This window comes from Streptomyces sp. NPDC046465, assembly GCF_040646035.1.
In the GTDB taxonomy this organism is placed as follows: domain Bacteria; phylum Actinomycetota; class Actinomycetes; order Streptomycetales; family Streptomycetaceae; genus Streptomyces.
In genome coordinates this window covers 68,861-83,047 of record NZ_JBEYZK010000001.1, presented here as the reverse complement: position 1 = coordinate 83,047, position 14,187 = coordinate 68,861, and the positions used below count along the sequence as shown (strand labels likewise).

Below are 14,187 nucleotides of genomic sequence, written 5' to 3'. Positions count from 1 at the left end.
TTACCGAGCAGAACCGGCCCTACGGAGGGCCGGTCCGTGTGTCGAGCACGAGTCACATGTCGAGCACGAGCCGCTCGCCCCGCGCCCGCGAGACGCAGATGAGCATCGATGTGGCCCGCTCGCCGTCGTTAAGGAGCTCGTCGCGGTGGTCGATCTCCCCTTCCACGACCCGCTGTTGGCACGTCCCGCAGAAACCCTGCTCGCAGCTGTACGCGGTATGGGGCAGCTCGGCGCGGACGGCGGCGAGCACCGTGGTGTCCGCGGCGACCGCCACCGTGCGCCCGCTGCGCCGCAGTTCGACCTCGAAGGGTGCGTTGCCGTCGAGGGAGGTGCGGGGCGAGAAGCGCTCCAGGTGCAGCGTGCACCCCTCGGGCAGGACGGCGTCGACGGCGTCCATCAGGGCCTCGGGGCCGCACACGTGGACGGCGGTGCCCCGCGGGGTGCCGTCGAGGAAGGCGGCCAGGTCCGGCAGTCCGGCCTCGTCCTCGGCCACGACGGTGACCCGCTGCCGCCCCGCGCCGCCGAGCTTCTCGACCTCTTCCAGGAACGGCATCGAGCCGCGCGAACGCCCCCCGTACAGCAGCCGCCAGTCCGCCCCGGCCGCCTCGACGGCCCGCAGCATCGGCAGGACCGGCGTGATCCCGATGCCGCCCGCCACGAAGACGTAGGACGGGGCGCCGGCGAGCGGGAAGCGGTTGCGTGGCCCGCGCACCTCGACCTCGGCGCCCTCCCGGAGCCGCTCGTGCACCTCCCGCGAGCCGCCTCTGCCGCCCTGCTCGGCGCTGATCAGGCGGGTCGCGACGGTGTACGAGGAGGTGTCCTCGGGGTCGCCGCAGAGCGAGTACTGCCGTACGAGCCCCGAGGGCAGCACGACGTCGAGGTGGGCGCCCGGCTCCCACGCGGGCAAGTCCCGCCCTTCCAGGCGCAGTTGGACGACGCCGTCGGCGACGCTCTCGTGCCGGGCGACGGTGAGCCTGAGCGCCCGGGAGCGCGGCTGCCCGGAGACCGGCTCCTCCAGGGCGGGCAGCGGCCACAGCGGGGAGGCCCCGATGCGGCGGCGCAGGGCCCGCCGGGTGAGCAGGGCGGCGCCCGCGACGAGGGCGACGGTGCGGATGCGGGGCATGTCAGGCGGCCCCCTTCTCGGCGGCGAGCGCGGCGACGGCCGCGGGCGATGAGGCGAGGTAGGCGACGGCCTGTTCCGTGCTGCCTTCCTGCGAGGGGTGGTAGTTCCGGCTGAGGTAGCGGGGGATGGAGCGGATCATGTCGCCCGCGGTGGGCAGCGTGCCCGCCTTGCCGCTGCGGTGGAAGTCCTTGAAGGACGCCTTGCCGTCGACGAGCGTCGGGTCGTTCTCCATGAAGAACCGCGTGCCGCGCTGCCAGAGGAAGACCAAGGCGCTGAACGCGGTCGCCCAGGTCCTGGCCCGGCGCCGGTAGCCGCCGTCGACGTGCATGAACAGCTCGAAGGCGACGGAGCGGTGCTCGACCTCCTCCGCGCCGTGCCAGCGAAGCAGGTCCAGCATCGTCGGGTCGGCGCCCCTGCGGTCCAGCTCCCCGGCGTTGAGCACCCAGTCCCCGAGAAAGGCCGTGTAGTGCTCGATGGCCGCGATGATCGCGACGCGCTCCATCAGCCACCACTGGCGCGGCTTGCCCGGCGGCAGCGTCCGGTCGCCGAGCAGCTTCTCGAAGAGCCAGTCGACCTGCGCGGTGTACGGCGTCGGGTCGAGCCCCTGTTCCTTGAGGTGCGGCAGGACCTCGTCGTGGGCCTGCGAGTGCATGGCCTCCTGGCCGATGAACCCGATGACGTCCTCGCGCAGTCTCTCGTCGCGGATGAGCGGCAGGACCTGCTTGTAGACGTGCACGAACCAGCGCTCACCGGCGGGCAGCAGCAGGTGCAGCACGTTGATGGTGTGCGTGGTGAACGGGTCGTCCGGGAGCCAGTGGAGCGGGGTGTTCTCCCAGGAGAAGGAGACGTTGCGTGCCTTGAGCGGTATGTGCTCGGACGCGACGGGCTCGGGCACCCGGCTCTGCGTATTAGACATGGCGTCAATGTACTGAGCGGTAGTTCGGCGGTACAGGGGTCTGCGGGAGGAACTTCGGTGGCTACCGCGGCGGACTCAGCTTCCTGCCGTCCGGCAACGTGCCGGTCAGGCTGAGCTCGGCGTCCCGCTCCGTCCGCGTCGCGAGGACATGGCCGGGCACCCGCACACCGCCCGTCGCGGTGATCGACGCCACGTCCTTGCTGCCGGCCGCGAGCAGGTACCAGCTGCCGCCGCGCGACTTCCAGCGGACCCCCGCGAGGACCTGGGGGTCGCGGCTGCCGCATGCCGGGGTGTCCTCGGCCTTGGCGGCGACGGCGCCCGCGGGCCCGTCGGCCGTCTGGAACTGGGCGAGGGTCCGGCTGCCGCCGCCCCGCCAGGTCTCCGCGCGGGTGCAGACCCACTGCGCCGCGCCGTTGCCCTCGGGCAGCGTCTGGCGCGCGTACGCCCAGGAGTTCACGGCCCGGACGCCGTTGGAGCGTACCGTCGCGAGCGAGCACGCGGACTTCGACCACTCCGCGGGCGTGGCCTCCCGCGGGTCCTCGGGGCGGCCCGCCGTCAGATGGGCCGGGACGAGCTCGCCGAGGTCGCTCGACATGTACACGGAGCCGGATTCGTCACGCAGCCGCAGCGCGTTCCACGACGTGCACTGCCCGCTCTGCGCGGGCCCGGCGAACGGGTCGGTGACACCGTCCTTGGAGCGGTGCAGGGCGGCGGGCCTCGCGGCGGGCTTCAGCAGGTCCTGCACCGAGGCGGCCGTGACCCACGGGGCGGTCAGATAGCGGATGTTCCCGTCGGCGCGGTCCACGACGACGGCGTTCGCCTCGGTGCCGCCCGCGCCGTCCACCCGCGCGAAGTCGAGCGCCGCGCCGCTCGTGCCCTCCCGCGGCTCGGCGTACCGCACGATGCGCAGGCCGTCGTGGAGCAGCACCACGCGCGCGGAGTCGACGTCACCGGCGAAGAGCAGCTGGGCGGGTCCGGGCGGCGCCCCCGACGCGGTGCCCGGGGTCGCGGAGACCTGCACGGACTCGCCGGGCCGCGCCCAGACGGCGAGGGCGCGGCGGAGCAGCGCCCGGTCGCCGACGAGGTTGCCGCGGGCGGGCCACACGGAGAAGTCGGTGCGCGCGGACCGCTTCCAGGCCGCGGCGGTGGCCACCGTCAGCCGCCCGGGGTCGAGGGCGGCCTGGCCCGCCGGGTTCCGCGCGTACGGGGGAGCGGCGGCGCCGTCGGGCCCCCAGCCCTCGCCCGGCAGGCCAAGGAGCGCCCCGCACACCAGCGCGGCGACGGCCGCGACGCCCGCGGCCTTCATGTGCTGCCTGCGCCGCATCAGGTCGGTCGGCCTGGCCTGCAGCGAGCAGGGGTCGAACTCGGGCGACGCGAGCAGGTCGTACCGCTCCTCGACGTCGTCGGCCTCGTCCAGGGCGTCCTCGGGGTCGTCGCACCCGGCGGCGGAGAGCACGGCGGCCACGGCCGCGTCGTCGAGCCCGTCGAGCCCGCGCAGTACGTAGGCGGCGCGCGCGGCGCCGGACAGGGCGGACAGCCGCTGGTCGAGGGCGAGTTCATCGGCGCCGCCCGAGCGCGGGAACAGCCTGAGCCCCCGCACCTGGGGGAACAGTGGTGGCAGCTGGGCCCGCTTGGGCCAGGAGGTCCACCGCAGCGGCAGCCCGGCGTCCAGGGCGCTGCGCAGCACCTGGAGCCGGATGTACGCGTACCCGGGGTCGCCGTGCGGGCCGGAGCCCCGCTGCGCGGGGACGGCGGCCGCGTCGGCGCTCTTGCGGCTGCGTGGCAGGGCGCGCTGGGTGAGGGCGTGGGCGGTCAGGACCCGGCGGTTGCGGCCGAGGCTCGGCGGCAGCACCAGGTAGGCCAGCCGGACGAGCCGCGGGTAGTGCTCGACGAGGGCGGCCTCGGCCTGCTCCACGTCGACGACGGCCGCGGGGCCGCTGGGGTTCGGGGGCTTCGGGTGAGACTGCACATTCGACGACACGTTCAGCAAAACGAGCGAATCGTCGGATGGTCACCTGTGGTCACCTCAGGCCGGGGCGTCCTCCACGAGCGCGCGGGCGTAGTTGGCCATCGACCGCTGGTAGCGCGGCAGATGGGGCGCGAGGGCGCCGAGCACCAGGGCGAGGCCCTCGCGCTCGCGCTCGAGGCTCGCCAGGCACAGGGCCAGGCAGGCCCGCACGGCGTCGTCCAGCTCATCGCTCGGAGCGACCAGTTCAGGGGTGAGCAGGGCGACGCCCTCCTCGGCCCGCCCGACGTTCCGCAGGGAGCTGGCCAGCTGGACCGCGGTCCGCCGCCTGCGGTACTGCGGAAGGCCGCGCTCCAGCGCTTCCTGGTAAAGGGGCACGGCGCGGTCGGAGTGGCCGGTGGAGTCGAAGGCGCAGGCCCGCTCGAAGAGGCCGACGGGGTCCCCTTCGGGGAGTTCGGCGGCGAGTGCGTCGATGGCGGCGCGGAACTCCCCGGCGTTCTCCTCGCCGTAGTCGTCCTGTGTGTCCCACGTCGCCGCGAGCCGCTTCTCCCAGTCGTCATCCATTCCCTCACCCTCGCACCGCGGACCCCCTCACGTCACTCCTTTTCCCGCACCGCCTCGGCCCCGGGGCGCTACGCGTCGGCCTTCCAGCCGCTGAACTCCACCGTCCCGCGCCCGCCGTCGCCCCCGTTCGTCGCGCTCATGAACATCCCCACGTCCTGCGCCGCCACCGCACCGGCCACGGCCGCCGTCGCCACGGTCCGCCAGGAGGCGCCGTCGTCCGTGGAGCAGGCCCCCGTGAAGGAGTTCCCCTCGCGCGAAAGCCGCAGCAGCACCGGCGCCTTGATCCCGGTGAGCCGCTTGTACGTGTCCAGCGTGCCGTCGCCGTTCGTGTCGTACGACAGGACGACGCCGTTGGCCGGTGTGACGGCGAGATTCACGATCCCGTGCGAGCCGGGCGTGCCGAGCGCCGCGCGGCTGATGATGCCCGCACGCGCCCACGGCCCCGACACCGTCTGGGAGTCGACCCGTACCGTCACCGACACCCCGTCCCGCAGCGCCCCCTCCCGGTACAGCGCGCCGAACTCCGTCGTGCCCTTCCACAGATCCGCGCCGCCGCCGTCGATCGCGTACCGCTTCTCCAGCTCCCCGAAGACGGCACCGTTGTTCGTGTACGTCCGCCACACGCCGCTCACGGGCCCGGCCTCGTACAGGGTGCCCTCGTGGACGGACCGCACCCGGCGCTCGCCCGCGGGGCCGTACTCGACGGTGATCTCGTACGGCAGCGGGCGCAGCGGCCGGTCCAGGGGCGTGTCCGGCGCGTCGGCCCGCCAGGCGGCCTTCGCCGTGCCCGCGGGCGGGACCCTCGGCAGCGACACGGGCCCTGTCGGCTCGGCGTCGATGCCGGTCAACGCGAAGTCGACGCGGCCCGTGGCGCGCAGCCCGTTGACGTTGCGGAAGACGGCCTCCAGGCGGGCGTGGCCGCCCGGCGGCAGAGCGGGCGGCTCCGCGGTGACCTTGAGGTCGCCCTGGTACGGCGCACGGGCCAGGACGTCCCGGACGCGGGACGCGGTGCGGTACGCGGAGCCGACGGGCCGCAGCGGGTAGTCCTTGCGCTCCCGGGTCCACGGCTGCTCGAACGCGAACCAGTCGACCGGCTTCGGCGCGCGGCCCGCGGCGAGAGCGTCGGCGAGCTCGTCCAGCCACGTCTGCCAGCGGGGCACGTAGAAGTCGTTCATGAGGCCGTGCCATTCGCGGTTGGCGTAGTCGCGCAGCCGCCCCGGGTCGGCCGTGGCGCGCTCGCCCCACACGGTGATCAGGACCTTGGCGGTCCGCTCGAACTCGGCGGCCTCGGCCTCGCTCGTGCCCATCCGCCGGGCGGCCTCGACCCACGGCCCGAGGAGGAACGCCGGGTCGGTGCCCGTCACGTCGTCCGAGAGCCGCATGAGCCGCAGCCACAGCGTCGACAGGGCGGCGAAGGTCTCCCGGTCCTTGCGTGCGTAGGCCGCCCGCAGCTGCGGCAGGAGCTGGCGGCTGCGGTGCGCGAGGGCCTGCCGGGCGACGTCGACCAGGTCGTACCGGTAGGCGGCACTGGCCCGCAGCGCGGTGCCCACGCCGAGCAGCCCGGTGAGCGCGGCGTCGAAGCGGCCCGGGTCGTAGGTGAGGGCGCGCGGCGCGAAGTCGGCGGCGCGGGCGGCCGCCAGGTCGGGCCGGGCGGCGAACAGCGAGTCGTGCGGGTCGCTGCGCTCGACGGCGGTGTGCTGGTAGGCGGTGTCGTTCAGGGCCTGCCAGGCGGCCCGCGCGTCGCGGTCGCGTCCGCCGTACCGGAAGTCGGCGTACGAGGAGAACCACGAGGACCGGTCCACGCGGTCCTCCGTCCAGGCCAGCTCCGAGAAGAGCTCGAAGGCGGCGGGGTCCCGGTCGGTGGCCTCCGGCAGGAAGGCGGTGCCGGTCAGCGCGCTGTTCGCCTTGTCGCGCCAGGCGAAGAACTTCTCGTTCCAGATGTGGGTGCGCGCCCCGATCGTCGTGCGCCCGCCGAAGTTGGGGATGGTGCCGAACGCGTACGGGGTGCCGCCCCAGTCCTTCTCCCGGTCCGTCACGCCCTTGAACCGGTCCGAGACGCCGTCGACGATCAGCATCCGCTTCTTGTCGACGGCGTCGAGGAGCTCGGGCAGCGGATTGGCTTCCCAGCCGAGAATCACCCAGGTGGCCCCGGGTCTGGCCTTCCGCAGGGCGGCTTCGACGCCGCGGGCGGCCGCGGGCACGGGCACGTCGCCCGCGGTTCCGCCCTCGTGCAGGAGGTCCATCTTGAAGTGGTCGGCGGGGCCGAAGAGGTCTTCCTGGTGCCGGTAGAAGGAGGCGGCGACCTTCGCGAACGCGGTGGTGCGCGGGTCCAGCCAGTCGGGGCGCGGAAAGCCGTGCCAGACGCCCTGCGGCACGACCCGGGCGTCGTCGCCGTTGCGCTCGACGAAGCCGTCGGGCACGTGCCCGTAGTAGCCGGGGAAGACCGGTGCGATGCCGAGTCCGCGCAGCCGGTCCACGATGCGGCGGCCCAACTGGACGCGGTCGTCGATGAGTTGCCGCGCCAGCGGGCCGCCGTACCCGGAGAGGTTCTGCAGCAGCCACCAGGGCTGGTGCGAGGGGGCGGGCAGCCAGGCCCTGGCCTCCGCGTCGGAGTAGCCGAACTCCTGAAGTACCCGGTGGTACACGGCTTCCGCGCCCGCGATCACCATGACTTCGTTGCAGCCGTGCAGCGCGAGTACGTCGATCATCCGCTCCCAGTAGGCCCAGTCGGCATACGGCGCGGTGTACCCGTCATTGGTGTCGTTGAGGGCGAACCGGTGGGGGAGCGAGGTGGACCGCTCCAGCGGTCGGGCCGGTGCGGGGAGCCTGCGCGGCAGGTCCAACTGGCTGCCGTTCCAGGTGATGTGCGCGCCGCACACGTACTTCAGGTACCAGTGCACTCCGGTGAGCAGCACGGCGGGCGTCGTGCCGGTCACCTGGATCCGCCCGGTGGTGCCGGTGACCCGGAAGCGGTCCTCGCCGTCCCGCACCGGGACGAGTCTGAGACGGATCTGCTCCGCGTGATGCGGCAGAAGTCTGTTGAGCGCCGAGCGCGCGGAATCCGTATCGAAGGCGGGGCCCCCGGTGGTTTCCGTGGGGCGAGTGGGGCCGTCGGCGGCGTGAGCGGGCAGCGGCACCGCGCTCGCGGCGGCGCCGAGGCCGAGCGCGCCGGCGGTGCCGAGCACGGAACGTCGGGACAGTTCGGACATGTGTACCCCCTGGGGTGAAGGCTGCGGCGCACGGTATCCGTGCCGCACCCCGTGCTCAACGGTGAAGAGGGAGATGGCGTGTTCAAGTCGCCGGGTGAGGCTGGTGTGACGATGAGGGCAGCACGGAGCGCGTTTTCGGGCATGGCTGTGGGTGGGGTGCTGATGCTGACGTTGATGGGGTGCGGCTCGGGGCATGACGGCCCGCCGGACACGGCGAGCGGCAGCCTGGAGCAGCTGGCGGCGGAGGCGGGGTGCAGGCCCGACGTCCAGACGGACGCGGCCGAACTGCGCCAGGCCACCTGTGAGAACGGTGCCCGGCGCTACCTCCTCGTAACCTTTACAAACAGCCGTGGCCAGGCCGAATGGCTCGACGAGGCGAACGACTACGGGGGTACGTACCTCGTCGGCGGGAGCTGGGTGGCGGTCGGCGGCGCCGAGGACATCGCGGCGCTGCGCGGCAGGCTCGGCGGGACCGTGGTGGACGCCGCGGGCAAGCACGGCGGGGGCCACCACGGTCACCGCATGGGCTGAGAGCCCGTCTTCGAACAGCCGCGGGGCCGGGCGCGGGGTCAGGTGCAGCGCTGTCCGGCGTTGACGCACTTCGCGACGCGCCGCATCAGGCGCTCGTCGAAGACGTTGATGAAGTCGCCGTGGTCGGTGACCGGTTTGTGCAGCTGTTCGGGGAACGAGTCGACGGCGAAGCCGGGGCCCGGCGGCACGTCGTACACGATGCGCTGCACGAGCTGCGGGACGGCGCGGAAGCCCTGCGGGCAGGCGCCGGTGCGCGGGTCCGCGAAGGCGACATGGGTGCGGTGGTTGGCGCTGTCGGTGTTCCGGCCGTCCCAGCAGCTCTGGAACCTGAACGTCCGGACGACCTTGCTGCCCTCGGGGCAGATCGGGTACTTGTCCTTCAGCTGTCGGTTCTCGAATCCGGTGCAGCTCCAGGAGGCGTTGGCGTTGGCGTCGCCGTTGGTGAGGGCCTTGGCGTCACCGGTGATGATCCGCAGGAAGCGCGGCATCGCGGAGACCTTGCTCACCGGGTTCCCGGCGAACTTCAGCGTGACCGACGCGGGGGTCTGGATCTCCCCGACGTTCTGGTCCTTGCCGCCGCCGTCGGCCTGGGCGTCGTTCTCGTCCTTGCCGTTCTGCAGCCGCAGGACGGGCCAGTAGTACGTCGACTTGTCGCCCTGGTTGCGGCAGGTGGTCCGGCCGTTCGCGAGGTCGTCGTCGGAGGCGAAGGCGTCCGTCGCCTGGTTTCCCACATAGTCGTGCATGTGGTGCGCGCCGTTGCGCACGCCGGGCGCGGCGATCACGTTGTCCGGGTTGAACTTGCCGTTCTCGTTGCGGCCGCAGCTCGTGGTGAAGGTGCCGCGGGAGGCGTTGCGGCCGTCGCGGGGGCGGTCGGCGTCGGGCCGGACGGACTGGATGCGCACGAAGTCACCGGCCGCGGGCCCGTTGCCGTTGTTGCTGCCGCCGCCCTGGCCCTGCTGCTCCTGGCCCTGCTCCTGCCCTTGCTGCTGCTGCTGGTCGTCGGCGCGCAGGGTGCACGGCGCCATGCCGGCGATGTTCTCGGGGGTCTCGGGCCGGTCACCGGCCTGGTCGAGGGCGTCGTCGATCCGGCCGATGGTTTCCCGCCGCTGCTCCTCCAGCGGGGGCAGCACGGATTCCTTGTCCTGTACCTGGCCGAAGCGGGTGTAGGCCCGGGTGATCTGGGTGTCCAGCTCGGCGAGCCCGCGGTCCACCTCACCGCGTGCCGCGTCGGGCACCTCGGAGAGCTGGTTCCCCACGTCCGGACAGCTGATGGTGGACACCTGCTGCGCGGCGTTCTGCGGAGGCGGCGGCCGGTCCGAGCCTTCCTCGGCGTTCGCGTAGACGTTCACGGCGACGAGACCGCCGCCGCCCAGCAGCAACGCCGCGGAGGCGGCGACCATGCGCCGCGCGAGCTTCGATCGTTTTCGTGAAGTGCGTCCCATGGGGCTACATACGCATCAGTGGCCCGGCGTGTTCAGCGTTCAGCGCCCCTGGTCCAAATAGGCGAGGACCGCGAGGACCCGCCGGTTGTCGTCGTCGGAGACCGCCAGGTCCAGCTTTCCGAAGATGTTGGACGTGTGCTTGGCGATGGCCCGTTCGGTGACGACGAGCTGCGCCGCGATGGCCGCGTTCGACCTGCCCTGCGCCATGAGTTCGAGGACCTCGCGCTCGCGCGGGGTGAGCGCGCCGAGCGGCTCCTCGGCGGAGTGCCGCGACAGGAGCTGCTGGATCACCTGCGGGTCCATCGCGGTGCCGCCGCCCGCGACCCTGCGCACGGCGTCGATGAACTGCGCGGCGTCGAACACCCGGTCCTTGAGGAGATAGCCGACGCCGCCGTTGCCGTCGGCCAGGAGCTCGCGCGCGTACAACTGCTCCACGTGCTGGGAGAGGACGAGGACGGGCAGTCCCGGCCGGGCCCGGCGGGCGGCAAGGGCGCACTGCAGGCCCTCGTCCGTGTGGGACGGCGGAAGCCGGACGTCGACGACGGCGACGTCCGGCTGCAACTCATCGAGGGCCTTGCTCAGTTCGGGCCCGCTCTCCACGGCAGCCGCGATCTCGAAGTCGAACGCCTCCAGCATCCGCACCAGGCCGTCGCGCAGCAGGAAGAGGTCTTCGGCTAGGACAACTCGCAAGGGATCTCCATGGTCACCATGGTCGGGCCGCCCGCGGGGCTGCTGACGGCCAGTACGCCGTCGAATGTACCGAGTCGGCGTTCGACCCCGGTCAGCCCGGACCCCGCACCCACGGCCGCCCCGCCCTTGCCGTTGTCGGTGACGGCGATGCGCAGCATGCCGTCGGCGTGGTGCATGTCCACCCAGATGCGGTCGGCGCCCGCGTGCTTGATCGCGTTGGTGAGGGTCTCGCTGACCGCGAAGTACGCGGCCGACTCGACCGGCGCCCCGACGCGCGAAGCCAGCTCCACGTCGACCTCCGTGGCGATCGGGAGCCGCAGCGCGAGGGCCTTCACCGCGTCCCCGAGGCCCCGCTCGGCGAGGACCGGCGGGTGGATGCCGCGGACCAGGTCGCGCAGCTCGGTCAGCGCCTCGCCGGAGTTCTGCCGGGCCTTGGCGAGCAGCTCCTTGGCCTTGGCGGGGTCCGCGTCGATCAGGGCCTCCACGGTGCCGAGGTCCATGCCCATGGCGACCAGGCGGGCCTGCGCGCCGTCGTGCAGGTCGCGCTCGATGCGGCGCAGCTCGGCGGCGGAGTTGTCCACGGCGTCGTGCCGGGTCTCGGTCAACCGGTCGACGCGCAGCGCCAGTTCGCGCTCGCGCATGCTCGTGGTGGGCGCCAGGAGCGTACGGGCGAGCAGGAAGTGGCCGCGGATCAGGGCCGGGTTGACGAACACGCCGAGCACCAGGAGCGCGGTGCCGAGGGCGGCGGCCTGGTTGGCCGTGGACTGCGAGGTGACGTGGATGAAGCCGTACCACTCGCCGCCGCCCGCGTCGTAGATCGGCTTCCAGACGCCGAGGGCGAGCACCCAGCCGTACAGCCAGTAGAGCAGCAGCGCGGGAGCGAAGATCGCGGTGAGGAGCCCGCCGGTCATGTCGACGAGCAGCCACTGCACATCGCGCCAGGTGGCCGGGTCCTTGAGCATGAAGATGCAGCGCTCCACCTGACCGGTGACACCGCTGCGCGGGTCGGCGGGGAGCGCCCGGTAGGGGACCGGGATCCGGACGTCCGACCAGCGCAGGGCCTGATGGCGCCGCAAGGTCGCCCAGCCGCGGACCGCCGTCAGGGCCACGGGCGTGGTGAACAGGCCGATGCCGAGCGGGATGAAGGCGAGCGAGAGGACGGTGAGGACGAAGAGGGTGACCGAGACCGAGACCGAGACGGTCGCCAGATAGTGCCCCCGCCCTGCGGCGATCACCGCGTTCCGTAGCCTCGTCATGGCCGTGAGCCCCTCTCGTCAGGTCGTCCGGCCGCTCCCCGCGTCCGGCACCCGACCATTCTCGCTGGTCGCACCGGTGCGGAGCACTGGGTCCCGCACCCGAGCGGGGGTGTACCTGACGACACCCCCCGGCCTCGCCCTGTGCCTCGGAGAGAGGGGGCCTCGGCGGCTGGGGCGGGCGGCCCCCGATTTCTAGCGTGGAGCACGTCTTATCCGACGCATACACGCAGACTTGATGGGGGCGGATCGCCATGAGGCGGAACCTCGCGGCACGACTCGGGGTGTGGAGCGCACACCACCGGAAGACGGCCATCTTCGGCTGGCTGGTTTTCGTGGTTCTCGCCACGGTCATCGGCGGGGCCTCCGGCATGGTCACCGCTTCCGAAGACGAGATGGGGGTCGGCGACTCGGCCCGCGCGACGAAGATCCTCGACGACGCGGACATCGACGAACCCGCGGGCGAGCTGGTCATGGTCACCGCCCGGACCCCCGACGGGTGGCGGGACGCGGCGGCCGACCTGTCCAAGGCGCTGACGGCGACCGGTGACGTACGGGGGCTGAAGGCGCCGCTGCCCTCCGAGGACGGCAGGGACGCGCTGCTGCGCTTCGAGATCAAGGGCGAGTCCAAGGACGCGGCTGACCGTGTCGAGCCGGTCCTCGACGCGGTGGCGAAGGCGTCGCGGGACGGGGCGGAACACGGCGTATCCGTCCACCAGTTCGGCGACGCGAGCTCCGAGAAGCACCTCACCGACCTGCTCTCCGACGACTTCAAGAAGGCCGAGTTCACGGCGGTGCCGCTGGCGCTCGGCATCCTCCTGGTCGCCTTCGGCGCCGTGGTCGCGGCGCTGCTCCCGGTGGGCCTCGCCCTCACCGCGTGCGTGGCGGCCTTCGGGCTGCTCTCGCTGGCCAGCCATCAGCTGCACCTCTTCGAGACGACGTACTCGGTGATGTTCCTGATGGGCCTCGCGGTCGGCGTCGACTACTGCCTGTTCTACCTGCGCCGGGAGCGCGACGAGCGGGCGGCGGGCCGGGACGCCGACACGGCCCTGCGGATCGCCGCGGCCACCAGCGGACGCGCCGTCCTGGTCTCGGGGCTCACGGTGATGGTCGCGATGGCGGGCATGTTCCTGTCCGGACTGCTCCTCTTCAAGGGCTTCGCCGTCGCCACGATCCTGGTGGTCTGTGTGGCGATGCTCGGCTCGGTCACCGTGCTGCCCGCGCTGCTCGCCGGGCTCGGCGACCGGATCGACGCGGGCCGTATCCCGTTCCTCAACCGCCGAGCCAAGAAGGGGGTGCACGCCAGTGGCGGTTTCGCGGGCACCGTACTGAAGCCCGTCCTCGCCCGCCCAAAGTTCTTCGCCATCGGCGCCGCGGTGCTCCTGCTCGCCCTCGCCGCTCCCGCGCTCGGCATGAAGACCGAACAGCTCGGCCTGGAGAAGCAGTTCGGCTCGGACGCCCCGCTCTCCGTCTCGTACAAGAAGATCACCGAGAAGTTCCCCGGCGGTCCTGCCCCCGCCCGGGTGGTCGTCAAGGCCGACGACATCGACGCCGGGCCGGTGCGGGACGCCCTCGGCTCGCTGACGCGGAAGGCGGGCGACGGCGCCGAACTCACCGTCCACAAGACGGCGGGCGTCGCGGAGATCGCCGTACCGCTGCCGGGCGACGGCACGGGCGCGGAGGCGAAGGAGGCCCTGCACGAACTGCGGGAGGACACCGTGCCCGCGGCCTTCGACGGGGTGGACGCCGAGGCGTACGTGGGCGGCGACCTGGCGTCCTCGGAGGACTTCAGCGACCAGCTCGGCAAGGGCATCGTGCCGGTCTTCGTCTTCATCACCGCGGTGACGTTCCTCCTGATGCTCCTCAGCTTCCGCTCGGTGGTGATCGCGGTGACGTCGATCGCGCTGAACCTGCTGTCGGTGGGCGCCGCCTACGGCGTCATGACCGCCGTCTTCCAGCACGGCTGGGGCGCGGAGCTGATCGGCTCGGAGAAGGTCGGCGCGATCGAGAACTGGATGCCGCTGTTCGTCCTCGTCGTCCTCTTCGGCCTCTCCATGGACTACCACGTGTTCGTGGTCTCGCGGATCCGCGAGTTCCGCGACCGGGGCATGGACAACCGCTCGGCGATCCGCGAGGGCATCACGCGCACGGCGGGCGCGGTCACCGGGGCGGCCGTGATCATGGTGGCGGTGTTCGGGGTCTTCGGCACGCTGTCCATGCAGGACATGCAGCAGATGGGCGTGGGCCTGGGCGTGGCGGTCCTCCTGGACGCGACGGTGGTCCGCATGATCCTGCTGCCCTCCCTGATGAGCCTCCTCGGCGAGCGCAACTGGCACACGCCGCGCTACCTGCGGTGGCTCCCGGAGATCTCCCACGAGGAGGAGGCCCCGGCCGCCCCGCAGCAGCCCGGGTGGCCCAACGCCCCGGTGCCGAGCACTCGTTGACGGAGGCGGGCCAGGCATGACACGGCCCCGGCGCGGAACCTCCGCACCG

Annotated in this window: 10 protein-coding genes; 2 read left to right on the top strand and 8 right to left on the bottom strand. The window is 72.7% G+C overall.

Annotation, left to right across the window (positions count from 1 at the left end; all coding sequences use genetic code 11):
- Positions 1–52 precede the first annotated feature (52 nt).
- The 5 genes from ABZ953_RS00380 to ABZ953_RS00360 all read right to left on the bottom strand — a co-directional run bounded on the left by ABZ953_RS00380 (position 53) and on the right by ABZ953_RS00360 (position 7,778).
- The gene (locus tag ABZ953_RS00380) at positions 53–1,123 is read right to left on the bottom strand and encodes a PDR/VanB family oxidoreductase (protein ID WP_361714256.1); all 1,071 of its coding nucleotides are present in this window, start codon (positions 1,121–1,123) and stop codon (positions 53–55) included.
- A gap of 1 nt (position 1,124) precedes the next feature.
- Positions 1,125–2,039 carry a metal-dependent hydrolase gene (locus tag ABZ953_RS00375; protein WP_361714253.1) on the bottom strand — a complete coding sequence of 305 codons (915 nt, stop codon included), beginning with the start codon at positions 2,037–2,039 and terminating at the stop codon, positions 1,125–1,127.
- 61 nt (positions 2,040–2,100) lie between these two features.
- Positions 2,101–4,008, bottom strand: a complete 1,908-nt coding sequence (locus ABZ953_RS00370) for a hypothetical protein (protein ID WP_361714250.1) — start codon at positions 4,006–4,008, stop codon at positions 2,101–2,103.
- 57 nt (positions 4,009–4,065) lie between these two features.
- On the bottom strand, positions 4,066–4,569 hold the full coding sequence (locus tag ABZ953_RS00365) for a tetratricopeptide repeat protein (RefSeq protein WP_361714247.1): 504 nt from the start codon (positions 4,567–4,569) through the stop codon (positions 4,066–4,068).
- Positions 4,570–4,637: 68 nt separating this feature from the next.
- Positions 4,638–7,778, bottom strand: coding sequence for an alpha-N-acetylglucosaminidase (locus tag ABZ953_RS00360; protein WP_361714244.1), 3,141 nt, complete (start codon positions 7,776–7,778; stop codon positions 4,638–4,640).
- A gap of 141 nt (positions 7,779–7,919) precedes the next feature.
- Here ABZ953_RS00360 and ABZ953_RS00355 point away from each other — a divergent pair, with 141 nt between their 5' ends.
- Positions 7,920–8,309: a hypothetical protein gene (locus tag ABZ953_RS00355; protein WP_361714241.1), complete on the top strand. Its 390-nt coding sequence runs from the start codon at positions 7,920–7,922 to the stop codon at positions 8,307–8,309.
- A 38-nt stretch (positions 8,310–8,347) separates the two neighbouring features.
- On the opposite strand, the gene ABZ953_RS00350 is transcribed toward ABZ953_RS00355, so the two are convergent.
- From ABZ953_RS00350 to ABZ953_RS00340, 3 genes are read right to left on the bottom strand one after another with little or no spacing between them, the layout of a single operon-like run.
- Complete coding sequence (locus ABZ953_RS00350; protein ID WP_361714238.1) at positions 8,348–9,751, bottom strand: DUF1996 domain-containing protein; 1,404 nt, start codon at positions 9,749–9,751, stop codon at positions 8,348–8,350.
- A 39-nt stretch (positions 9,752–9,790) separates the two neighbouring features.
- The gene (locus tag ABZ953_RS00345) at positions 9,791–10,441 is read right to left on the bottom strand and encodes a response regulator transcription factor (protein ID WP_361714235.1); all 651 of its coding nucleotides are present in this window, start codon (positions 10,439–10,441) and stop codon (positions 9,791–9,793) included.
- The gene (locus ABZ953_RS00340) at positions 10,426–11,697 is read right to left on the bottom strand and encodes a sensor domain-containing protein (RefSeq protein ID WP_361714232.1); all 1,272 of its coding nucleotides are present in this window, start codon (positions 11,695–11,697) and stop codon (positions 10,426–10,428) included. The genes ABZ953_RS00345 and ABZ953_RS00340 overlap by 16 nt, the downstream gene beginning before the upstream one ends.
- Before the next feature lie 251 nt (positions 11,698–11,948).
- Between ABZ953_RS00340 and ABZ953_RS00335 the strand changes: the two genes are divergently transcribed.
- Positions 11,949–14,138, top strand: a complete 2,190-nt coding sequence (locus ABZ953_RS00335; protein ID WP_361714229.1) for an MMPL family transporter — start codon at positions 11,949–11,951, stop codon at positions 14,136–14,138.
- The last annotated feature ends 49 nt before the right edge of the window (positions 14,139–14,187 follow it).